Source organism: Thioclava sp. GXIMD2076 (assembly GCF_037949795.1).
Lineage (GTDB): Bacteria > Pseudomonadota > Alphaproteobacteria > Rhodobacterales > Rhodobacteraceae > Thioclava > Thioclava kandeliae.
Genome location: NZ_CP149932.1, coordinates 153,654 through 173,033 on the forward strand (window position 1 = coordinate 153,654; position 19,380 = coordinate 173,033).

General features: G+C 61.8%; 27 protein-coding genes, 1 tRNA gene and 1 other RNA gene. 11 read left to right on the plus strand and 18 right to left on the minus strand.

Annotation, left to right across the window (positions count from 1 at the left end; genetic code table 11):
• Positions 1-52 precede the first annotated feature (52 nt).
• From WDB91_RS00780 to WDB91_RS00790, 3 genes are read right to left on the minus strand one after another with little or no spacing between them, the layout of a single operon-like run.
• On the minus strand, positions 53-685 hold the full coding sequence (locus WDB91_RS00780) for a hypothetical protein (RefSeq protein ID WP_339113278.1): 633 nt from the start codon (positions 683-685) through the stop codon (positions 53-55).
• Complete coding sequence (locus tag WDB91_RS00785) at positions 675-1,139, minus strand: DUF1937 family protein (RefSeq protein ID WP_339113279.1); 465 nt, start codon at positions 1,137-1,139, stop codon at positions 675-677. The genes WDB91_RS00780 and WDB91_RS00785 overlap by 11 nt, the downstream gene beginning before the upstream one ends.
• A complete protein-coding gene (locus WDB91_RS00790; RefSeq protein ID WP_339113280.1) occupies positions 1,126-1,614 on the minus strand; it encodes a hypothetical protein in 489 nt (162 codons plus the stop codon). Before WDB91_RS00790 ends, WDB91_RS00785 begins: the two co-directional genes overlap by 14 nt.
• A 61-nt stretch (positions 1,615-1,675) precedes the next feature.
• On the opposite strand from WDB91_RS00790, the gene WDB91_RS00795 reads away from it, so the two are divergent.
• From WDB91_RS00795 to WDB91_RS00815, 5 genes are all read left to right on the plus strand, one after another.
• Entirely contained in the window at positions 1,676-2,299 is a 624-nt protein-coding gene (locus tag WDB91_RS00795) for a helix-turn-helix transcriptional regulator (RefSeq protein ID WP_339113281.1), read from the plus strand.
• Positions 2,300-3,050: 751 nt separating this feature from the next.
• On the plus strand, positions 3,051-3,302 hold the full coding sequence (locus WDB91_RS00800) for a DUF2312 domain-containing protein (protein WP_339114416.1): 252 nt from the start codon (positions 3,051-3,053) through the stop codon (positions 3,300-3,302).
• A gap of 234 nt (positions 3,303-3,536) precedes the next feature.
• The gene (locus WDB91_RS00805; protein WP_339113282.1) at positions 3,537-3,845 is read left to right on the plus strand and encodes a hypothetical protein; all 309 of its coding nucleotides are present in this window, start codon (positions 3,537-3,539) and stop codon (positions 3,843-3,845) included.
• An 84-nt stretch (positions 3,846-3,929) separates the two neighbouring features.
• A complete protein-coding gene (locus tag WDB91_RS00810) occupies positions 3,930-4,238 on the plus strand; it encodes a hypothetical protein (RefSeq protein ID WP_339113283.1) in 309 nt (102 codons plus the stop codon).
• Positions 4,228-5,433: a recombinase gene (locus WDB91_RS00815; RefSeq protein ID WP_339113284.1), complete on the plus strand. Its 1,206-nt coding sequence runs from the start codon at positions 4,228-4,230 to the stop codon at positions 5,431-5,433. The genes WDB91_RS00810 and WDB91_RS00815 overlap by 11 nt, the downstream gene beginning before the upstream one ends.
• Before the next feature lie 82 nt (positions 5,434-5,515).
• Here WDB91_RS00815 and WDB91_RS00820 read toward each other — a convergent pair.
• A tRNA-His gene (locus WDB91_RS00820) sits at positions 5,516-5,592 on the minus strand.
• A gap of 129 nt (positions 5,593-5,721) precedes the next feature.
• Here WDB91_RS00820 and WDB91_RS00825 point away from each other — a divergent pair.
• A complete protein-coding gene (locus tag WDB91_RS00825) occupies positions 5,722-5,946 on the plus strand; it encodes a DUF6324 family protein (protein WP_339113285.1) in 225 nt (74 codons plus the stop codon).
• 2 nt (positions 5,947-5,948) lie between these two features.
• Here the strand turns inward: WDB91_RS00825 and WDB91_RS00830 are convergent, their stop codons facing one another.
• Entirely contained in the window at positions 5,949-6,419 is a 471-nt protein-coding gene (locus tag WDB91_RS00830; protein ID WP_339113286.1) for an MmcB family DNA repair protein, read from the minus strand.
• Between the two features lie 117 nt (positions 6,420-6,536).
• On the opposite strand from WDB91_RS00830, the gene ssrS reads away from it, so the two are divergent.
• Positions 6,537-6,695: non-coding RNA, 6S RNA (ssrS, locus tag WDB91_RS00835), on the plus strand.
• 57 nt (positions 6,696-6,752) lie between these two features.
• Here ssrS and WDB91_RS00840 read toward each other — a convergent pair.
• Genes WDB91_RS00840 through fabA form a run of 3 tightly spaced genes read right to left on the minus strand, consistent with a single transcriptional unit; the run spans position 6,753 to position 9,316 of the window.
• Complete coding sequence (locus WDB91_RS00840; RefSeq protein WP_339113287.1) at positions 6,753-7,541, minus strand: SDR family oxidoreductase; 789 nt, start codon at positions 7,539-7,541, stop codon at positions 6,753-6,755.
• Between the two features lie 11 nt (positions 7,542-7,552).
• Positions 7,553-8,779: a beta-ketoacyl-ACP synthase I gene (gene fabB, locus WDB91_RS00845; RefSeq protein WP_339113288.1), complete on the minus strand. Its 1,227-nt coding sequence runs from the start codon at positions 8,777-8,779 to the stop codon at positions 7,553-7,555.
• A gap of 27 nt (positions 8,780-8,806) precedes the next feature.
• Positions 8,807-9,316 (minus strand): bifunctional 3-hydroxydecanoyl-ACP dehydratase/trans-2-decenoyl-ACP isomerase, encoded by a 510-nt coding sequence (fabA, locus tag WDB91_RS00850; RefSeq protein WP_339113289.1) that lies wholly within the window; start codon positions 9,314-9,316, stop codon positions 8,807-8,809.
• 225 nt (positions 9,317-9,541) lie between these two features.
• Here fabA and irr point away from each other — a divergent pair, with 225 nt between their 5' ends.
• Complete coding sequence (gene irr / locus WDB91_RS00855) at positions 9,542-9,958, plus strand: Fur family transcriptional regulator Irr (protein WP_339113290.1); 417 nt, start codon at positions 9,542-9,544, stop codon at positions 9,956-9,958.
• Positions 9,959-9,970: 12 nt separating this feature from the next.
• Here the strand turns inward: irr and WDB91_RS00860 are convergent, their stop codons facing one another.
• Positions 9,971-10,195, minus strand: a complete 225-nt coding sequence (locus WDB91_RS00860; protein ID WP_339113291.1) for a DUF1413 domain-containing protein — start codon at positions 10,193-10,195, stop codon at positions 9,971-9,973.
• A 160-nt stretch (positions 10,196-10,355) separates the two neighbouring features.
• Positions 10,356-10,925: an elongation factor P gene (efp, locus tag WDB91_RS00865; RefSeq protein ID WP_339113292.1), complete on the minus strand. Its 570-nt coding sequence runs from the start codon at positions 10,923-10,925 to the stop codon at positions 10,356-10,358.
• 136 nt (positions 10,926-11,061) lie between these two features.
• On the opposite strand from efp, the gene epmA reads away from it, so the two are divergent.
• On the plus strand, positions 11,062-12,117 hold the full coding sequence (epmA, locus tag WDB91_RS00870) for an EF-P lysine aminoacylase EpmA (protein WP_339114417.1): 1,056 nt from the start codon (positions 11,062-11,064) through the stop codon (positions 12,115-12,117).
• On the opposite strand, the gene WDB91_RS00875 is transcribed toward epmA, so the two are convergent.
• The 5 genes from WDB91_RS00875 to WDB91_RS00895 all read right to left on the minus strand — a co-directional run bounded on the left by WDB91_RS00875 (position 12,089) and on the right by WDB91_RS00895 (position 14,475).
• Entirely contained in the window at positions 12,089-12,598 is a 510-nt protein-coding gene (locus WDB91_RS00875) for a hypothetical protein (protein WP_339113293.1), read from the minus strand. The genes epmA and WDB91_RS00875 overlap by 29 nt on opposite strands.
• A 52-nt stretch (positions 12,599-12,650) precedes the next feature.
• Positions 12,651-13,034, minus strand: coding sequence for a DUF2237 domain-containing protein (locus WDB91_RS00880; RefSeq protein WP_339113294.1), 384 nt, complete (start codon positions 13,032-13,034; stop codon positions 12,651-12,653).
• 105 nt (positions 13,035-13,139) lie between these two features.
• Positions 13,140-13,634 carry a winged helix DNA-binding protein gene (locus WDB91_RS00885; protein WP_339114418.1) on the minus strand — a complete coding sequence of 165 codons (495 nt, stop codon included), beginning with the start codon at positions 13,632-13,634 and terminating at the stop codon, positions 13,140-13,142.
• Positions 13,635-13,813: 179 nt separating this feature from the next.
• Positions 13,814-14,086, minus strand: a complete 273-nt coding sequence (locus WDB91_RS00890; RefSeq protein WP_339114419.1) for a succinate dehydrogenase assembly factor 2 — start codon at positions 14,084-14,086, stop codon at positions 13,814-13,816.
• 8 nt (positions 14,087-14,094) lie between these two features.
• Positions 14,095-14,475 carry a helix-turn-helix transcriptional regulator gene (locus tag WDB91_RS00895; RefSeq protein WP_339113295.1) on the minus strand — a complete coding sequence of 127 codons (381 nt, stop codon included), beginning with the start codon at positions 14,473-14,475 and terminating at the stop codon, positions 14,095-14,097.
• An 81-nt stretch (positions 14,476-14,556) separates the two neighbouring features.
• Between WDB91_RS00895 and WDB91_RS00900 the strand changes: the two genes are divergently transcribed.
• Both WDB91_RS00900 and WDB91_RS00905 read left to right on the plus strand, forming a co-directional pair.
• Complete coding sequence (locus tag WDB91_RS00900) at positions 14,557-15,759, plus strand: pyridoxal phosphate-dependent aminotransferase (protein WP_339113296.1); 1,203 nt, start codon at positions 14,557-14,559, stop codon at positions 15,757-15,759.
• 134 nt (positions 15,760-15,893) lie between these two features.
• Entirely contained in the window at positions 15,894-16,316 is a 423-nt protein-coding gene (locus WDB91_RS00905) for a hypothetical protein (protein ID WP_339113297.1), read from the plus strand.
• On the opposite strand, the gene WDB91_RS00910 is transcribed toward WDB91_RS00905, so the two are convergent.
• The 3 genes from WDB91_RS00910 to WDB91_RS00920 all read right to left on the minus strand — a co-directional run bounded on the left by WDB91_RS00910 (position 16,313) and on the right by WDB91_RS00920 (position 19,118).
• A complete protein-coding gene (locus WDB91_RS00910; protein ID WP_339114420.1) occupies positions 16,313-17,662 on the minus strand; it encodes an MATE family efflux transporter in 1,350 nt (449 codons plus the stop codon). The two genes, WDB91_RS00905 and WDB91_RS00910, sit on opposite strands and share 4 nt — an antisense overlap.
• Positions 17,663-17,805: 143 nt before the next feature.
• The gene (locus WDB91_RS00915) at positions 17,806-18,435 is read right to left on the minus strand and encodes a cytochrome b/b6 domain-containing protein (protein ID WP_339113298.1); all 630 of its coding nucleotides are present in this window, start codon (positions 18,433-18,435) and stop codon (positions 17,806-17,808) included.
• Positions 18,436-18,521: 86 nt separating this feature from the next.
• A complete protein-coding gene (locus tag WDB91_RS00920) occupies positions 18,522-19,118 on the minus strand; it encodes a class I SAM-dependent methyltransferase (RefSeq protein ID WP_339113299.1) in 597 nt (198 codons plus the stop codon).
• Positions 19,119-19,380 lie beyond the last annotated feature (262 nt).

Sequence of the window (19,380 nt, forward strand, 5' to 3'; positions counted from 1 at the left end):
AATTCGTCCAAATCTGTCTGGTGGACAGATTGAAGACAGTTTGGACAGAAATTCAGAAAGCCGAACGCGTCCGGTTCAGCTGCATCGAATGCGCCGACCAAGCGCCGAGGGCCTGCTCGATCCAGGCAGAGGTGCGATAGCCAGAGCACCGCTCCGACAGCCAGTCCTCGATCCACAGCACCGCGCCATCCTGCTCGGCGAGGCTCGCGTTATAGCTGGCCAGCGTCGTGCGCAGACGCTGAAGGCGCTTGGCCTTGTTGGCCGCGTCATTCTTGGCCTGATTGTCATGCTTGCGGGAGATCGCGTCGGTGACCATCAGCAGCACATGCGGGTGATAGAGCCGCCGTGCCCCGCCCTTTGTCTGGCACGATTGCCACTTGTGCAGCGGGCCGTAATCCATCCGGCACAGCGCTTTGAAATGCGCCGAGTCGACACGCAGGTGGAAGGCGAGTTCGTCCAGATCATCGGGCAAGGTGCCCACCGGCGTCTGCTCCATCGAGATGCAGATCAGGTCGAAATAGAGCGCCCGGCATTCCGCTGTGCCCTTGGCCCGCATGGATGAGTTGAGCCAACGCCCGTGCTCCCAAGCCATGAAGTGATGGCTGTCGAGGCGAGTGTTCTCGTCGAAGGGATATTCGAGAAGATCCTCGGTATCGACCACAGTAAAGGCGCGTTCAACTCCCATGACCCATCTCCTGTGCTTCGACCATCACCGGCACCCCGTGCGAGGCGGCCCATTGGACATCGGCCCAGACCTGCGGGCAGCGTGACCAGCCACGGCTTGCCGGCACCCAGATCGCGCCCGCCGCGTTGCGGATAGACGCCACCCAACGCGCCCATTGCCTAGGATCGCGGATGCCCAGATGCATATCGGCATCGAGATAGGCGGCGCCCAGCACCACCGGAGACACCGCCCCCACCCTGAAGCGCGCCAGCTCGCTTGCCGCGCGTGCGGCATCGAGCACCACGGTCTCGGGGATCTGCCAGCCATCGAGCACCAGCGGCGTCGAGACATAGACGATCCGCCCGCCCGAGCGTCTCGCGGCTTCGACCGGATCCACCCCGAAGGTGATCGGTGCCGCCCAGTCAAGCGGTTTGGCGGCGCGGGCCAGAGCGGCCCAATCCTCATGCGCGTTCATGGCGGACCACATTCGGCACCGAGGCCAGAGGCAAACGTTTGATCCGATCGAGCGCGGTGAGCACGGCATCGCGCGCCTCCTCCAGCTCGCGCAGCACATTGGCATGGGTGATCGCATCGATCTGATCGCCGCATTTGGCCACCTCGGAGGCCGCCTCGCCGCTTTCCTTGTAGATGCTGGCCGCGATCTCGATCAGGCTGGCCGCCTCGGCGATCGGCGACATGGCCACCTGATTGCGGCGCAGGCTGCGCATGTAATCATTGATGCGGTCGGATTTCGTCACATGCTGGATCACGATCGCATCCATGATCGTCCAGTCGAGCGAGCCATTGCGCCGGCGCGAGAACTGCGCCGGATCGGTCATCTGCCCCGCGAACTGCTCATAGGCCGGCTGGAACCGCGCGGGGCCCCGATCGGTCACCAGCAGTTCGGAGAGAATTTCGGAAATATCCTCGCGGATCTTCGTCTGGATCATCGCGTCACCTTCGCAAGCGTTTTGATTTCCCCGCCATTCGTGACCTTGCCACAATGGGAGAATGGACAAGAAAACGGCATCATCTTGCGGTCCCCTTTTTCGAAAGGAGTTTCTCCCGAAGGCAGAACAGCCGATTGGCCGTAAGCCTGTGCCCGCGCCTTCTCGCTGCGGACATGATCAACCCATCGTATTTGGGAGGAATCGATTGACGATATTTCCAAGAAATAATCGTCCTTCGATTGACCCCTATATCGCGAGCCATCTCGCCGGCGTTCCGCCAAATGTCGAAAATCTCATCCATATGCCCATCGGTACGCAAAATGAGTACGATAAGCAAGAAACAAAATGCGCCTCAGATGTTCGCAGATCAAATGCTAGTCTGCCCCTAACGCCGGGAGAACATCCCCAAACGCACCCAGGGGGCGAAATGCTTGAAGAAGACGACAGCGCCGAGGCGATAGGCGCCCGACTGCGCAGGGTGCGAGAAATACTTGGCTTGAGCCAAGCCGAATTCGCCGAAAAAGCCGGAATGACCAAACAGACCCTAAATGGGTTTGAGACCGGGCGGCGAGAGCTCACGCGGAATGCCGCCAAGAGCCTGCGCAAAACTTACGGGTTATCTTTTGAATTCATGTATTTCGGGAACAAGGCAGACCTCCCGCACAGGATAGCGACCGAGCTATGAGATAAACCTTCTGTCAAATCTATCCAGAAATCTAATGGCAGGCCTGTCAGGTGACGGGCCTTTTTCAGTTCTGCCATCCTATTCTGCTCAGCCAATTCCATAAACAACCCTTCGAATAAGCACGCGAACTTAGTCACTACTCAAATCTCGCAGGTTGCAAAATAATCAGCACAACCCGCTTTCGTAAAGAACAAAATAAGAACTTTTAATAGCTTGATATGCTGACTTAGGATCAACTCGCAGAGAAATGCTCGAAACACAATACGCACACGGCGTATAAAAAGTATTCGTTTTGCGTACTTTTGTATTTGACGATACGCATTTTGCGGACTAGCCTTCATCACAACGGCAGCGACATATGAGCCTGCCGCCCCTCAGGATGGAGCCGCGTCATGCAGACCTTTTACCAAGCAAAACGACCGAGATCGCCCATATGGGCCGCGCTCGGAATTGGCGCCGCCATCCTGTTCCTGCTGATCCATCTCGACCCGCTGGCGCAGATCACCTGCGCCCGATGGCAGGCCGAGAACCCTGCCTTCTGAAATCGGTTGCCTGTGAACTGCTCGCAACCCAACTGCCGGGCGGCGCGCTGCTCGCCGCCGTCCGGCCTTTTCTCGAGGAGCCCATCGTGAACGCCATGACGCCCATCCCCCAAAATACAGAGACGCCCGAGCTCCTCGCCCGCACGGCCCATAACATCAGCTGCGCCAACGCCGGCAAACCGCCGACGAAACCCGATGCCGATTTCAAGGTGGCCGAGGACAAAGCCTATCAGGTGACCGGCGACGAGCTGCGCCAGTTCATCGAGCAGTACGAGAGCCTCGAGGCCGAGAAGAAGGATATCGCCGGGCAGCAGAAGGACGTGATGGCCGAGGCCAAAGCCCGCGGCTACGACACCAAGATCCTCAGGAAGATCATCGCCCTGCGCAAGCGCGACAAGAACGACATCGCTGAGGAAGAGGCGATCATGGACATCTACAAGCAGGCGCTCGGGATGGACTGACAGAATTTGGCCCCGCGTTTTCCGGCGTTTCCACGGGGCCAGATCGGGTGGTGCTGCAACGGGACAAGGGCCAGCACCACCCGCCCTTTACGGGCTTCGGCCAGCGCCCTGCGAGGTGCTGCCCCAAGCTCCACCCGTCCCGCTCAACGCGGGACCGAAAGGCGCAAGCGGCCTTTTGCCCGACATCTCCGTAACGGTTCGCCGCTTCCGCCGCCTTGAATGAAAGGACGGCCAATGCAGACACATGCCACTTCACAAGACAAACCGCGCCGCCAGAACAGGCGCGCGGTGACCATCCCCGACGGGCTGGGCAAGACGGATTATTCGACGCGGCAGGTGAGCCTCTCGCGCGCGCCTTGGGACTCCGACCAGAGCCTTCTGGCCGCACGTCCGGAGACAGCACCGCGTCAAGCCACCCTCCGCCAGACACCAAGCCCCCAAAAGCCCAGCGGACGGGCGCTTGGCAACATGATCCGCAAAACAGTGGCCGAGGAACTCCGGCGGCTGCGCGAGGAGCAGGAGCCGACCGAGATCGACTTCTGAGCCCCGTATGCTGATCGCCATCATCGCCGGCGCGGCCTTTGCCGCCTGCCTCACCATTCTCCTGCTATTCGAAGGAAGCCGCTGATGGGAGAACATGACCACAATTTCCACGGATCCGACATAACCTGGGACGCGACCTTCGCGCCCGTATCGGCCTATGGCTCGGATCAATGGGTCGCGGCCACGCTCGGCCGCCGGATCACGTGGTTCCGCAGCCATCGCGACAAGCTCGGACGTGAAGGCTTCCCCAAACGCGATCCGCTGACCGGCCTCACGATCAAGGCCGATGTCATCGCATGGATCGAGAAACGCCGCCGCGTGAGCGACGGCATGCCCGCACCGACCCCCGCCGAGACGGCCCACCGACTGAAGGAAAGAAAGAATGCGTTTTAAGCCTGCGCTCTGGGACGGGTCCGACCCGCTCTACGCCCCCTGCACCGTCAAATCGAAAGGCCGGGTCTACTGGCGCGCCACCAAGACCGCGCAGGGCATGGGCTATGTCGTGGGGCCGGTCGCCCTGCCCGGGCTCGCGGGCGACAACCGCGACGAGGAACGCGCCACGCTTGCGCGCGAGCTGACCCGCGACATGGTGCGCTGGATGGAGACGGCCGAGAACGAGACACGCCTCGAGCCCGGCACCTTCCATCACCTCATCGCCCGCTACCTGAGTGACGAGATCTCGCCCATCCGCGATGTGAAACAGAACACCCGCGAGCAATACCGCCACTATGGCAATTACTGGCGCGGCGCGATCGGCGACATGCTGGTGATGGATGCCGATTACGCGGCGATCCGGCGCTGGGAGAAGGCGATGAAGGAGAACGGGCGCAGCATCCATTTCATCGCAACCTCCTTCCGCCTTCTGCGGATCTTCGTCAATTACGGCGTGCAGATCGAGTTCGAGGGCGCGGCGAAACTCTCGCTGATCCTCTCGAAGACGCGCTTCAAATCCCCCAAGCCCCGCACCATCGCGCCCACGGCCGAGCAGATTGCCGCCGTGATCGAGAAGGCCGACGAGCTGGGCTACCGCGCCTTCGCCACGGGCTACATGATGCAATGGTGGTTCGCGCTCAGGGCGGTGGATGTGCGCGGGCAATATCTGCGCCCGACGGATGACGAGCGGACCGGCATCATGCGCGGCGGCCGGCGCTGGCAGGACGGGCTCACATGGGACATGATCGATGCCGATCTCACGCAGATCCGCAAGACGCCCTCCAAGACCGAGCGCAGCGATTCGGATGCGATGGTGTTCGACCTCACCGCGGTGCCCGAATTGCGGGCGCGCCTTGACGAGACGCCGGTCAATGACCGCACGGGGCCGGTCTTCGTCGACAAGAACGGGATGCCCTATGACCGCCACCACTGGGCGCGGATGTTTCGGCTGGCGGCTCGGGCGGCGGGGCTGCCGAAGGAGCTGAAGATGATGGACGCGCGGGCCGGTGCGATCAACGATGCCAAGCGCCATGGCGCCACACCGATTCAGCTGCAGCATCAGGCGAACCACACCAACATGCGCACGACCGACCGCTATATCAGGGAGAAAAATGTCTCGGTGGCCGAGGTGGTGAAACTGCGCCGTTCCACGTGAATCAGGCGCGGTCACAACGTCACAACAAACGGATACAACCCGTTACAACTCGGAGCGCCGTTTCAGCTAAGTTATTGAAAAATGGTACCGCTTCCCTGGCTTGAACAGGGGACCTCTGGATCCACAATCCAGCGCTCTAACCAACTGAGCTAAAGCGGCACCGTGAGGCGGGATTTACCGATTACGAATGGGGATTGCAAGGGGGGTGTAACAGGTTTTTGGCATTTTCCTTGCCTCATGGAATAATCACGTCTAGGCAACGCGCAAAGCCACAACCGGAGCACCGTTATGAGCATCAATAGCGAACACGACACCAGTGCCAATCTCCAGATCGGCCCGACCGATCTCGGCATGGTGCGAATCTACCTCGAGGGCGACGGCATCGATCTGCCGATGGATTTCGACCCCGATGAGGCCGAGGAAATCGCCGAGGAACTGCGCGCTGCCGCCGATGCCGCACGTCTGATCGCCTCCGAAGCCAGCTCCGGCAAATCCGGCAAGAAAAAGAAATAATCTCAGCGCGCGGCCTCGGGCAGGACCGGCACAGCCGGATCCCGATAGCCCTGAAGCCGCGCTGCAGCGATCCGCGCAAAATCCAGCGTCAAAGCCTTCCGGCGGGCGGGCGCGAGCCGCGCCTCGGGTGCCTCGCGCAGCATCTCCGCCCCATAGCCATCCGCAATGAAGAGCCCCGTCTCCTCCGGCAGAAGCTCCTGTGGAAAATCGGAATCCACGGCCCAGTAATAGCGGTCGCACCAGTCCAGATAGCCCTGCCATTTGTGATCCGACATGAAATCGGCGCGACTCGATTTGCACTCAATGATCCAGATCTCGCCCTTGCGCGAGAGCGCCATCACATCGGCGCGCAGTCGCGGGCGCAGGGGCATTTCCAGCACCGAGGCCAGCCCCAGATCGGTCAGCGCGCGCGCCATGCCACGCGCCAGAATCTGGCCGGGCTGCATTTCGGAGAGGGTCTGCATATCGGACATGCACTGCAGGATGAACGAAGCGCGAACATAAGTCCAGCCCCTGCCCTCTCACGAAAGCGCGTAAGATTGAACGAGGGGGCTTGCGAAGCCCCGCGCGCTTTCCTATCTGTGGGGAGACGGTTACTGCTCTTCTCGTAACGGGAACGTCTTTCCAGTGGCCTATACCGATTCCGAGGGAGCTGGCTCTGTCAGGGTCTTGGCCTTGTTACCTGGCGCCCACCTGATTTTTCAGGTCCTCGGGAAATTCAACCTCCCAACGGTTGCTGCGGTTTCCGTCACCTCATGAAAAAGGCCCCGAGTTTCCTCGGGGCCTTTTCAATTCCATCTACCCGATTACAGGTTCTCGCTCTGCGGCATACCCAGAACGTGATAACCGCAATCCACCATGATGGTCTCGCCGGTGGTGCAGGCACCGTAATCCGACGAGAGCCACACTGCCGTGCCGCCGATCGATTCCAGCGTCGCGTTGGAGCGCAGCGGGCTATTGGCTTCGGTATGGCGGAAAGTCTTACGCGCGCCACCGATGGCCGCCCCTGCCAGCGTCTTCATCGGACCGGGCGAGATCGCATTCACGCGGATGCCCTGCGGGCCCAGATCATTGGCCAGATAGCGCACCGAGGATTCGAGCGCGGCCTTGGCCACACCCATCACGTTGTAGAAGGGCGTCACACGGTTGGAACCGGCATAGGTCAGCGTGGTGATCGAGCCGCCATTCGGCATCAGTTCCTCGGCACGGCGGCCGATATCGATCAGGCTGAAACAGCTAATCGACAGCGAGTTTTTGAAGTTCTCGCGGGTGGTGTTGATGAACCGGCCCGCCAGCTCGTTCTTGTCGGAATAGGCGATCGCATGGACGATGAAATCGAGGCTGCCCCACTCGTCTTTCAGACGGGCAAAAGCGGCATCCATCGACGCATCATCGGTCACATCGACATCGACCAGGAAGGAAGAGCCCAGCGATTCCGCCAAGGGCTGCACGCGCTTGCCGAACGCATCGCCCTGGTAGGAGAAGGCCAGCTCGGCCCCCTCTTCGGCCAGAGCCTTGGCGATCCCCCATGCGATGGAGCGGTCATTCGCCACCCCCATGACAAGCCCGCGCTTGCCCTTCATCAACTCGGCCATATGGCGTCCTCTTACTCTTGGAACTTGCTCATGACGAGCGATGCGTTGGTGCCGCCAAAGCCGAAGCTGTTGGACAGAACAGAATCATGGTCGACATTGTCGATCATCTGGGTCGCGATCTCTTCGGGACGCAGCGCGGGATCAAGCTCGGTCACGTTGATCGAGGGCGCGATAAAGCCCCCCTGCAGCATCAGAAGCGAATAGATCGCCTCGTTGACGCCCGCCGCCCCGAGCGCATGGCCGGTCATCGACTTGGTCGAGGAGATCGGTGCATGGTCTTCGCCCAGCACGCGGCGGACAGCTTCGACCTCGCGCACATCGCCCACGGGGGTCGAGGTGCCATGCGCATTGATATAGGTGATCTTGCGGCCTGCCGGCAGGGTCGAGGTCGCCAGCCGCATCGCGCGCTCGCCACCCTCCCCCGAAGGGGCCACCATGTCGTAGCCATCCGAGGTCGCGCCATAGCCGGTCACTTCGGCATAGATCTTGGCGCCACGGGCCTTGGCATGCTCCAGCTCTTCGAGCACCAGAATGCCGCCGCCGCCGCCAATAACAAACCCGTCACGGGTTGCATCAAACGCGCGTGCAGCGGTGGCCGGTGCGTCGTTATATTTGGACGACATCGCGCCCATCGCATCGAAGAGGCACGAAAGCGTCCAATCGACCTCCTCGCCGCCACCGGCGAACACGACATCCTGCTTGCCCATCTGGATAAGCTCGGCCGCGTTGCCGATGCAATGCGCCGAGGTCGAGCAAGCCGAGGTGATCGAGTAGTTCACACCCTTGATCTTGAACGGCGTCGCGAGACAGGCCGAGACGGTCGAGGACATGGCTTTGGTCACCATGAACGGGCCCATACGTTTGGGGCTACCCTTCTCGACGGTGATCGTATGCGCCTGGAACACGCTCGAGGTGGACGGGCCACCCGAGCCTGCCACGAGACCCGTGCGCTCGTTCGAGACCTGATCTTCGGCGAGACCCGAATCCGCAATCGCCTGTTGCATGGCGATATAGGCATAGGCCGCCGTCGGGCCCATGAAGCGCAGCTGGCGCTTGTCGATCAGCGCCTCGAAGTCCACTTCCGGCACACCGGCAACCTGACTGCGGAACCCGCGATCGGCATAGTCTTGCTGGAAGGTGATCCCCGATTTGCCTGCGCGCAGGCTCGCGGTGACTTCTTCGGCGGAGTTGCCGATCGGGCTGACAACGCCCAGACCGGTAATAACGACACGGCGCATAGCAGGCCTCCTCGTAATTTCTGGCAATCAGCTCTCGGAAAGAGCGACCTTCATATCCTTGACCTGGTAGATCACCTCGCCATCGGCTTCGACGATCCCGTTGGCCACACCCATGGTCAGACGGCGGGTCTGCACGGCTTTGGTGAAATCAACCTTGTAGGTCAGCATTTTGCGGTCGGGACGAACCATACCGGTCAGCTTGACCTCGCCCACACCCAGCGCATAGCCGCGCCCCTGCCAGCCACGCCAGCCGAGGTTGAAGCCCGTCAGCTGCCACAAACCGTCAAGGCCCAGACAGCCCGGCATGATCGGGTTGCCGGGGAAGTGGCAGTCAAAGAACCACAGGTCGGGTTTGATGTCGAACTCGGCCACAACATGCCCCTTGCCGAATTCGCCGCCATCGCCCGAGATATCGGTGATACGGTCCATCATCAGCATGGGCGGTTCGGGCAATTGCGCGTTGCCGGGGCCGAACAGTTCGCCCCTTGCGCATTTCAGTAGTTCGTCCCGGTCGAAGCTCGTCGGAAAGCCTGCCATGGAATATCATTCCCCCCTTGGGTCTAGTTTCGTTCCCTCTAACACCCGTCTGGGCGCGGACGCAAGGCTGCTCGCACCCTCGGGCATGGGTGAAATGGAGCTAGGAACGACCGGTCCCGAAGACAAGCCCCGGCCGAAGACCGAGAATTTCACGAAGTTTTCGCCAAGCTCGATTGAATCTCCGGCCCTCAGGGCGCATATTGGGCCTCAGGAGATAGACGACCTATGGCACCCAACGCACGCGACCGTGGCCAGCAATGGCTTGCCAAAGGGGGATTACGCCCCACCCGTCAGCGGGTTTCGCTGGCGTCCTTGCTCGTGGGCGATGGCGAGAACCGGCATGTCACCGCCGAGATGCTGCATACATCCGCGCAGGATGCAGGAGAGCGCGTCTCTCTGGCCACTGTCTACAATACGCTGCGGGCGTTCTGTGATGCGGGGCTCATGCACGAAGTCACCGTTGATGGCACGCGCAGCTATTTCGACACCCGCATGGACGATCACCCGCATTTCTTCTGGGAAGACGAGGCGCGTATCTCGGATGCCCCCAAGGAAGAGATGAAGATCACCCAACTGCCCAAGCCCCCCGAAGGTTACGAGATCGCATCGGTGGATGTGGTGGTGCGTCTGCGCAAGCTGTGACGGCGCACCTGCTCAATCCTTCCTGAAGACCCGCCCCTGCGGGTCGCACTCACCGCTATCATGCACCTGCGGGATCGCCCCCTGACGCACATGCGCCAGAAAGTCGCGCCCCAATCGCAGCCGGTCCTCGGCCGAAAATGCCGCCCATTGCGGCCCGTAGATGTCTTGCAGATGGAACGGACCCAGCGGACGGTCCGTCAGGCGATTTGCGAAATAGTGCAGGCTGTCGGACATCATGACAGAGGATCTCCTGAAGGGTCTTCTGATGAACGTCATAGAACCGTTACAGTTCCGGCTCTTTGATCTGGCGCATTGCCTGCACGCCGCCATTCGCCAGCCTACATGAAAAAAGGCGCCCCGTTCGGGACGCCTCTCGCTGTCTTACACCGTAGCGAAATCAGTCTTTCGCACGTTCCTGATAGGCCAGATCATCGGTGTTGATCACGATGCGGGTGCCTGCGCCGATATGCGGCGGCACCATCACACGGATACCACCGGTGCAGGTCGAGGGTTTGTAGGACGAGGAAGCGGTCTGGCCTTTGACAACCGGCTCGGTCTCCTCGACTTCCACGGTGACCTTCTGCGGCAGTTCGATCGCGATCACGCCATCATTATAGGTTTTCAGCCAGACGCGCAGACCATCACGCAGGAACACCTTCGCATCGCCGATCACGTCATCGGACACGGCAACCTGCTCGTAGGTGGTAGGTTCCATGAAGTGATAGCCTTCGCCATCCTCGTAGAGGAAGTCGAATTCACGCTCTTCCACATGCGCGCGCTCCACGCCTTCGGTGGTCTTCCAGCGTTCGGAGACCTTGGTGCCATCCGAAATACGACGCATGTTGACTTGGGTCACCGGGGTGCCCTTGCCGGGGTGGAAGCTTTCAGCCGTCAGAACGACATAAAGGTGGCTGTCGATTTCGACGACATTGCCCTTGCGCAGCTGCGAGGCGATGACTTTAACCATTGCATTTCCTTTGAACGAATGCCCGCTTGGGCAAATGAGGCTCAGGCACTGCGTGAAGACTGGCGCCCGGATGCCCCGTCGCCTAAACCATCTGGAGACGGATTTCCAGTTCAAAGCCTGTTCGAAAGTGCAAGAGATGACCGAAACACCCTGGTGGCACCCCCATCGCCATGCGGACCGCCGCCCGCTTCTGCTGGCGCGCAACCGGATTCAGGCAGCGCTCCGGCAGTGGTTTGCCGATCAGGACTTTCTCGAGACCGATCCGGCCTGCCTGCAGACCAGCCCCGGAAACGAAGCCCATCTGCATGCCTTTGCCACCGACCTCCTCGGCCATGACGGGGTGGCGCACCGGATGTATCTGCATACCTCTCCCGAATTCACGATGAAGAAGATCCTGGCGGCGGGCGAGCCACGGATCTTCGCCTTCGCCCATGTCTGGCGCAACCGCGAGGCAGGCACCCGCCATAGCGCCGAATTCACCATGCTCGAATGGTATCGCGCGGGCGAGCCCTATGACCGGCTGATCGAGGATGCCCACGCGATGCTGGCCATTGCCACGCGGGCCTGCGGGGCGGATCACCTGCAATATCGCGGCATGACCTGCGATCCTTTCGCGCCGGTCGAACGGATCTCGGTGGCGCAAGCCTTCCGGCAATATGCAGAAATTGACCTGCTGGCCAGCTGCCATGCCGATGGCTCGACAGACCGCGAGGCCTTGGCGGCGGAATGCGCGCGGGTAGGCTTTGCCATTTCCGAGGATGATGGCTGGTCGGATATCGTGTCAAAAGTGCTGGTGGACCGCGTGGAGCCCCATCTGGGCCACGGGCGGATCACCGCGCTCGACCGCTATCCCACAGCCGAGGCGGCCCTTGCCCGTCCCTGTGCCGATGATCCGCGCGAGGCGGAGCGGTTCGAGCTCTATGCCTGCGGGGTAGAGCTGGCCAATGCCTTCGGCGAGCTGACCGACCCCGCCGAACAACGCCGCCGGTTCGAGGCGGAGATGGACGAGAAGGAGCGGATCTATGGCGAGCGCTATCCGCTCGATGAGGAGTTCCTGCAAGCGCTGGAGCTGATGCCCGACGCTTCAGGCATCGCGCTCGGGTTTGACCGGCTGGTGATGCTGGCCACCGGCGCGCCGCATATCGACGATATCCTCTGGAGCCCTATCGCGCGGCCCAGAACCCGTCCATAAGCTCGCGGCAGGCGGCAGGTTGAAACGTCACCGGCAGCCCCGCAAGCGGCGGAGCCGCCTCGGCGATCTTGACACGTGCGCCCGTCAGATCGGGGGCACGCGAGATATCCGCCCGACCGGACAACAGATTGGCATCACAGCTTGCACTCTCGGCAAAGAGCCTGTCCCATTGGATCTCGGTCAGCCCTGCCAGAAGATAGGCGCCCTCACGGAAGACAATATGCCATTCCCGCCGATGCCCAGAACGCCCGCAGGTATCGCAGCCCATGAGGATCGTCAGGGTTCCGGCCTTGGCCGAAGCAATCCCCGCCTCGCCCAGATGGCTGGCCCAGAGCGGCCCGATCACCAACGGCGCGGCGCTGTCATCCGACAGGATCACATAACGGTCCTGCGCGCTGGTGGTGACATCGGTCACCAGCTCATCTTGTCCGTCGCCATCGGTATCGAGATGATATTCCGCCACCACCGGACCATCAATCACAGGCTGCGCCGCAGCCGCACCCCCCAAAGGGCCAGCACTACCGCAAGCCCCCTCACTGGAAGGGCGACAGATGCCGATGCAGGCGCAGCACCTCGATCGGCACCACATCCAACGCCCGCTGATGGGTCGCCTCCAGCACGATCTCGGGCGCGCAGCCCTCGTCATGCGCCTCGAGGAACCGCCCCGCACAGAGGCACCAGCGATCCCCGGGCTTCAATCCACCAAAGCCGTATTCGGGCCGCGGGGTCGAAAGGTCATTGCCGATATAGGCCGACCACGCGAGAAATTCCTTGGTCATGATGGCGCAAACCGTATGCGAGCCCCGATCCTGCGCGCATGTGTTGCAGTGACCGTCACGGAAAAATCCTGTGAGCGGCGCGAGCGAACAGGGCTCGAGCGGGCCGCCCAAGACATTCACCGATAGTTCCTGTTCCATCCCGTCCTCCCCTCATCGCACCCTTTCAGCCTGCGCCCCGAAGACTGCGCAAGTCAAGCGCGACGGCAAAGAAAAAGGGCAGCACCCCCGTGCCGCCCCATTTGATCAGTAGATATACCGGATCTGGTCCATCCAGTAGCGCTCCATGCGCTTGAGGGTCCGGTTCATCTCGTCCATTTGCTCGAAATCGATCACGCCGCGCGTGCCCATGCCCTCGGCATGACGTTCGAACAGCTCGCGCACCGCATCATGCAGCTTGCAGCCTTTATCGGTCAGCTTCACGCGGACCGAACGGCGGTCCACATCACATCGCTGGTGATGCATATAGCCGTTTTCCACCAGCTTCTTCAGATTGTAGCTCACATTCGAGCCCTGATAATAGCCACGGCTTTTCAGCTCGCCCGCTGTCACCTCGTTGTCGCCCACATTGAACAACAACAATGCCTGAACCGGATTGATCTCGATAATCGCTAGCCGCTCGAATTCGTCCTTGATGACATCGAGCAACAGCCGGTGAAGCCGTTCCACAAGGGCCAGCGTCTCGAGATACCCGGTCATGAGCCCTTGCTGCATCGCACGGTCCGCGACCGCGCCGCCCATCTGGCCCATAGGGGGTTCTATACTCATTTCATTCTCCGCATCATCTATGCCCCGGGATGCAGGATGCGGAAAAATGCCAAAATTTCGGTTAAGCGAATTAAATCTATTGCAAATCTGACGAGAATTTTCAGATAACGTGGCGGAACGGAGGCAGAACACCCCGCCCGCCACACTTCACCTCACTCGACTGCGTGGCGCTTTTTTGCAAATGCAGCAATGACTTGCAGGAGCTGCAGATATTCCGGGGGGCAGGGTTTGGCACCCGAGACCCAGAGATACAGATCCTGGTCATATTCCTCCAGAAGCGCGTCATAGAGGTCCAGAGTGGCCGGATCCATCTTGGCAAGTTCACTATCGGCGAACGGGCCAAGCACCATATCCATCTCTTTCATCCCGCGCCGCCAGCTGCGCATCGTCATCCGCTTCAGCCGCGCCTCGGCCGTTTCCTGCACCTGTCCGGTCATTGGCTCTCTCCCGCTTTGACCCTGCGCTCGAGCCGTTCCAGCCGCGCGTCGAGGTCTTTGATCACCGCGCGGGCCTCGCGTATCTCGCGCAAGATCTCCCGCTCTCGCTCTGCCTCATCTACCGCTTGCGGCGGCCCGTCAAGACCGGCACCCTCGCCATTGAGCAGCCACATCAACGAAACGTTCAAAACTCCGGCAACCATCTGCAGCTTGTTGGCCCGCGGATCGGCCATATCCTCTTCCCAGGCCTGCAGTGTTTCCAGCCGCACCCCCAGCTTCTCGGCCAGCTCGGTCTGGCTCAGTCCGGCAGCCTCACGCGCGCCCTCCAGCCTGTCGCCAAAGGTCGCGGCATCTTCGCCATACCAGTCATCCGCCATGAGGGCTCCTCTTGATCGCCATTTGGCCCGAGCGTAAGACATGACCACACAAGTTACAAACCCATCCGAACGGAGCCCCTCATGGCCTTTCTCTCCGACAGCCTCGCCCGCGTGAAACCCTCGCCCACCGTGGCCATGACCGGCAAGGCGGCTGAGCTGAAGGCTGCAGGGCGCGACATCATCAGCCTCTCTGCGGGCGAGCCCGATTTCGACACGCCGCAGAACATCAAGGATGCGGGCGCCCGCGCAATTACTGAGGGCCGCACCAAATACACCACCGTGGACGGGATCGCCGAGCTGAAACAGGCCATCTGCGACAAGTTCGCCCGCGAGAACGGGCTGACCTACACGCCCGCGCAGATCAGCGTGTCCTCGGGCGGCAAGCAGGTGCTGTTCAACGCGTTCATGGCCACGCTCAATCCCGGTGACGAGGTGATCATCCCCACGCCCTATTGGGTGAGCTATCCCGATATGGTGCTGATCGGCGGGGGCACGCCCGTCTTCGTGCAGGGCAATCCCGAGATGGGCTACAAGATCACGCCCGAAGCGCTCGAGGCCGCGATCACGCCAAACACCAAATGGTTCCTCTTCAACTCGCCCTCCAACCCTTCGGGCGCGGGCTATACGCGCGCGGAATTGAAGGCGCTGACCGACGTATTGATGCGCCACCCGCATGTCTGGGTGATGACCGATGATATGTACGAGCATCTCGTCTTCGACGGGTTCGAGTTCTGCACCCCCGCCGAGGTCGAGCCCGCGCTCTATGACCGCACGCTGACCGTCAATGGCGTATCGAAAGCCTATGCCATGACCGGCTGGCGGATCGGCTATGCCGGTGGGCCGGTGGAGCTGATCGCGGCGATGCGCAAGATGCAGTCGCAATCGACGTCGAACCCCTGCACGATCAGCCAATGGGCCGCCGTCGAGGCGCTGAACGGCGCGCAGGATTACATCGCACAGAGCCGCGAGGCCTTCCACCGCCGTCGCGATCTGGTAGTGGCCGGGCTCAACGCCTGTGAGGGCATCACCTGCCCCACCCCCGAAGGCGCCTTCTATGTCTATCCGTCGATTGCGGCGTGCATCGGCAAGACCTCGGCCACGGGCACCAAGATCACCGATGACGAGACGTTCTGCACGGCCCTTCTGGAAGAGACCGGCGTGGCCACCGTGTTCGGTGCAGCCTTCGGCCTGAGCCCGAACTTCCGCATCAGCTATGCGACCTCCGACGAGGTGCTGGCCGAGGCCTGCAATCGCATCAAGGCCTTCTGCGCCTGCTTGAAATAACCGCGCGGGGTGCCGGAGACGCCCCTCCGGCACCCCACCCTTCCGATATTTGCACCAAGGCCGCGCAGCACGGTTGATCCTGCCTCGCAGATATCGTTAATCGGGACACGCCCCTAGCGACCGGACCCCGCCTGATGAGCCTTGATCTGCCCGAATATTACTTCCGTATCCGCGAGAATGGTGCCGCCGTCTTCCGTGTGGACACCCAGAACCGCCAGCGGCGGATCGAGATGGACCAGATCGCGGTGGTCAATATCAGGAACGGCGAGATCAAACCGCAGGGCGGGCGCGAGCTGACCCCTACCGATATGGCGCGGATCACCCAATGGATGGCCGAACGCGTGGCCCTTCTGGCGCAGCGCGATATCGATGATATCCACCGCGCGGTGGATTACCTCAATCTCACCACGCAATGGGCACAATCCAAAGGCACCGACGAGCAGCTCGAGCATGTGACGGATGCGCTCCTGCTGGCGATGCATGACCTGCGCAGCGTGCTGGTGCGCAAGAAGGCCGAGCGGCTGATGGGCCGAGCCCCGTCGACAGGCGAGGATTAAGCGGGGTTCCGTCCGCCACCGCGTACCACCCAGAAGCGATACATCAGCAGCGCGGAGGCCGTTGCAAGCCCCGCCGCAAGCCCCAGCCAGACCCCGTGCGATTGCAGCGTGGTGTGGAAGGCCAGCCCATAGCCTGCGGGGATCCCCACCAGCCAGTAGCTCGCCAGCGCGATCCACATCGGCACGCGGGTATCCTGCAACCCGCGCAAGAGGCCCATCGCCAGAACCTGCATCGCATCGAAGAGCTGGAAAAAGGCCGCCAGCGCCAGAAGGCCGCTGGCCAGAAGGACGATCTGCGCTGTCTCCTCGCCCGGTTTCACGAAGAGCCGCACGATATCCTCGGGGATACTCAGGAAAGCGGTGATGGTCAGCGCCACGACCACCAGCGACATGCAGATCACGGTGAAGGCCCCGCGCCGCAGATGCTCGGGCGCGCCAGCGCCATAAGCCCGCCCTGCCCGCACCGTGGCGGCATTGGCGAGCCCCATATGCAACATGAAGGCCAGCACCGAGATCTCCAGCACGATCCCGTTGGCCGCCAGCTCGCGCGTGCCGAGCCACCCCATCATCAGCGTCGCCATCTGGAACATGGTGGCCTCGGCCAGAATGGTCAGCCCGATCGGGATCCCCATCCGCGCCACCGCTCCGAAGGCTGGCCAGTCGGGCCGCCAGAACCGCGCCCAAAGTGCCACATGCGACAGACCGCGGGCGCGATGGGCATAGATCATCAGCACCCCCATGACCGCCAGCTGCACCAGAACGGATGCCAGCGCTGCGCCGCGCACGCCCATCTCGGGAACCCCCAGATGGCCGAAGATGAAGACCCAGTTGAGCACGATATTCAGCCCGACCGCGCCCAGCGTGACCCAGAGCACGACCTGCGTGCGCTCGAAGGCCGACAGATAGCTGCGCAGCACCGCCACAACCAGCATCGGCACGATACCGAAGCCCCCGATCCGCAGATAGTCCTGCGCCAGATCGGCGGTGACGGGGTTCTGCCCCAGCGCCTGTAAAACCGCGCTCGAATACCACATGCAGGGGATCGACAGCAGCCCCGTCAGGATCGAGAGCCAGAGCGCCATGCGCGTATCGCGCCGCGCCTGTGTCTCGTCATCGGCACCGAGCGCCATCGAGACGCGCCCGATGATCGCATTGGCAAAGCCGGTCCCGAAGAGGAAGAAGAAGAACAGGTAATTGCTGCCCAGCACCGCGGCGGCCAGCTCCGGCACCCCGTACCAGCCCATCATGACCGTATCGGTCACGCCCAGGCCCGCCGCCGCGAGGTTCGAGCCCACGAGCGGCAATCCGAGCGTGAGGATGGCGCGCATATGGCCGAACACACCCATCGAGGTATCGACGGGTTTTTCCGGCTGGGTCATAACGGGGCTGGCCATGGCACAATCCTGATCAGGTGGTCAATATCCAGCCCGTGCCACGCCCCCGTTGACCCGTCAAGCCTCAGGGCACCTCCGGCCCGAAAAGCGCAACGTTACTTGCGCGGATCCGCGGCACGCCCGACAGGCAGGCGCGCACGTCCCGTGATCATCGGCGTCACGAGGTTCTCGCGCTTCCAGAAGCGATACCAGAAGATCGCCGCCACATGGACCAGCGTGAGGATCAGTAGGAGATTTGCCACCGTCTCATGCACATCCACCGCCTGCACCGCCCTGTCATAGCCCACCCAATCGGCGAAGGGGCCGACATTGAGATAATCCTCCGGATCGGAGACCAGCCCCGTCCCGACCTGCACCGCCAGCAGACCGAGGATCAGCACCACCGACAGCCCGCCCAGCGGATTGTGCCCCCGCGTATAGGAAGGCTTGCGCGAGACCAGCTTGCGGCCATAGCGCGCAATCGCGCCCGGCCCTTTGACGAAACTGGCAAACCGCGCCGTGCGCGGACCGACAAAGCCCCAGAGCACCCGCGCAACGACCAGCCCGCCAATAAAATAACCCAGCAGGAAATGCAGGCTCATATCTGCAGGGCCCCATTTCCCGAGCCCCCATGCCCCGCAGACCAGCACCACAAGCGCCCAATGGAAAGCCCGCACGAACGGATCCCAGACCGGCACGGTCTCGAAGACCGTTTCCTCCGGTGCTGCGGCGAACTGATCGGTCATGACGCCTCCTCCCGATACAAAAGCCCTCGGATCGAGTTTCATCCAAGGGCTGCACCCTGTCATCTGACAAAGCCGTTATGGCTATATCACGAGGGTCGCTGCATCACGAAATCGATCAGCGCCGCGCGACCACAATGGCCTTCGCCCTCGTGGATATCGGCATCGTAATCGGCCTGATGGAGGATCTTCCAGCGCGGGAAGGCCTCGCGCAGCAGATCCAGATCGTAAAGCTGCTCGACCATTTGCGGCCCGCCCGTGCCGTAACGCGGCTGGCGACGCGCGAAACCGTGGATCATCACCAGACCTCCCGGTGCAACCGCACGGCGGATCCCGTCAAAAATATCCTCGCGGAAGGCAGGATCGGCAAACTGGATGAAGCAGGCCAGAAGCGCGTCATATTCGCCCACGGGCCAGTCCCAACCGCGAAGATCCTCGGCCAGAAGGTCGATACTGACCCCGCGCGACAGAGCCAGCCGCTGCGCCTTCTCCCGCGCAGGCGCCGACAGCTCGACGCCGGTAACCTTAATGCCCCTCTCAGCCAGAAAAACGGCGTTACGCCCCTCGCCCTCGGCAATCGACAAAAGCCGCATGCCCGGCGTCAGCCGCTCCGCCTGTCTGCGCACGAAATCCGCAGGCTCCGTTCCGAAGACATATTCCGCATCCGTAAAACGCTGATCCCACATCTCCTCCTCCTTCATTATCATTCTTATCGTTGGTCTCAAATTGTCACTCGACCGACCCCCGACAAGTTGACGTAGCGAATTGTGTTCTCGAGAAAATCCACGAAGATCATTCCGGCTTTGCAATAGGCGGTTTTTATAGCGCCCGCCCGTAAATGAGGCGCAGCGCAAACTTCACGCCCGCCGCCGCAACGCGCCACCTGCAACTTCCTGTGGACGCTTTCGGCTCGGTGCTTGCCGATTTTGTCCCAAATGATGTATTGAT

What these genes read in the sequence shown, in the direction of transcription:
- WDB91_RS00830 (WP_339113286.1), bottom strand. Translation starts at nt 6,419, where the DNA reads ATGTCCGATATGCAGACCCTCTCCGAAATGCAGCCCGGCCAGATTCTG.
- WDB91_RS00790 (WP_339113280.1), bottom strand. Translation starts at nt 1,614, where the DNA reads ATGATCCAGACGAAGATCCGCGAGGATATTTCCGAAATTCTCTCCGAA.
- irr (WP_339113290.1), top strand. Translation starts at nt 9,542, where the DNA reads ATGGCACCCAACGCACGCGACCGTGGCCAGCAATGGCTTGCCAAAGGG.
- WDB91_RS00840 (WP_339113287.1), bottom strand. Translation starts at nt 7,541, where the DNA reads ATGGCCGAGTTGATGAAGGGCAAGCGCGGGCTTGTCATGGGGGTGGCG.
- WDB91_RS00805 (WP_339113282.1), top strand. Translation starts at nt 3,537, where the DNA reads ATGCAGACACATGCCACTTCACAAGACAAACCGCGCCGCCAGAACAGG.
- WDB91_RS00810 (WP_339113283.1), top strand. Translation starts at nt 3,930, where the DNA reads ATGGGAGAACATGACCACAATTTCCACGGATCCGACATAACCTGGGAC.
- WDB91_RS00895 (WP_339113295.1), bottom strand. Translation starts at nt 14,475, where the DNA reads ATGGCGGATGACTGGTATGGCGAAGATGCCGCGACCTTTGGCGACAGG.
- WDB91_RS00795 (WP_339113281.1), top strand. Translation starts at nt 1,676, where the DNA reads ATGGACAAGAAAACGGCATCATCTTGCGGTCCCCTTTTTCGAAAGGAG.
- WDB91_RS00900 (WP_339113296.1), top strand. Translation starts at nt 14,557, where the DNA reads ATGGCCTTTCTCTCCGACAGCCTCGCCCGCGTGAAACCCTCGCCCACC.
- WDB91_RS00885 (WP_339114418.1), bottom strand. Translation starts at nt 13,634, where the DNA reads ATGGGCGGCGCGGTCGCGGACCGTGCGATGCAGCAAGGGCTCATGACC.
- WDB91_RS00880 (WP_339113294.1), bottom strand. Translation starts at nt 13,034, where the DNA reads ATGGAACAGGAACTATCGGTGAATGTCTTGGGCGGCCCGCTCGAGCCC.
- WDB91_RS00915 (WP_339113298.1), bottom strand. Translation starts at nt 18,435, where the DNA reads ATGACCGATCAGTTCGCCGCAGCACCGGAGGAAACGGTCTTCGAGACC.
- WDB91_RS00905 (WP_339113297.1), top strand. Translation starts at nt 15,894, where the DNA reads ATGAGCCTTGATCTGCCCGAATATTACTTCCGTATCCGCGAGAATGGT.
- WDB91_RS00920 (WP_339113299.1), bottom strand. Translation starts at nt 19,118, where the DNA reads ATGTGGGATCAGCGTTTTACGGATGCGGAATATGTCTTCGGAACGGAG.
- WDB91_RS00815 (WP_339113284.1), top strand. Translation starts at nt 4,228, where the DNA reads ATGCGTTTTAAGCCTGCGCTCTGGGACGGGTCCGACCCGCTCTACGCC.
- WDB91_RS00860 (WP_339113291.1), bottom strand. Translation starts at nt 10,195, where the DNA reads ATGATGTCCGACAGCCTGCACTATTTCGCAAATCGCCTGACGGACCGT.
- fabB (WP_339113288.1), bottom strand. Translation starts at nt 8,779, where the DNA reads ATGCGCCGTGTCGTTATTACCGGTCTGGGCGTTGTCAGCCCGATCGGC.
- WDB91_RS00910 (WP_339114420.1), bottom strand. Translation starts at nt 17,662, where the DNA reads ATGGGTGTGTTCGGCCATATGCGCGCCATCCTCACGCTCGGATTGCCG.
- efp (WP_339113292.1), bottom strand. Translation starts at nt 10,925, where the DNA reads ATGGTTAAAGTCATCGCCTCGCAGCTGCGCAAGGGCAATGTCGTCGAA.
- WDB91_RS00780 (WP_339113278.1), bottom strand. Translation starts at nt 685, where the DNA reads ATGGGAGTTGAACGCGCCTTTACTGTGGTCGATACCGAGGATCTTCTC.
- epmA (WP_339114417.1), top strand. Translation starts at nt 11,062, where the DNA reads ATGACCGAAACACCCTGGTGGCACCCCCATCGCCATGCGGACCGCCGC.
- fabA (WP_339113289.1), bottom strand. Translation starts at nt 9,316, where the DNA reads ATGGCAGGCTTTCCGACGAGCTTCGACCGGGACGAACTACTGAAATGC.
- WDB91_RS00785 (WP_339113279.1), bottom strand. Translation starts at nt 1,139, where the DNA reads ATGAACGCGCATGAGGATTGGGCCGCTCTGGCCCGCGCCGCCAAACCG.
- WDB91_RS00825 (WP_339113285.1), top strand. Translation starts at nt 5,722, where the DNA reads ATGAGCATCAATAGCGAACACGACACCAGTGCCAATCTCCAGATCGGC.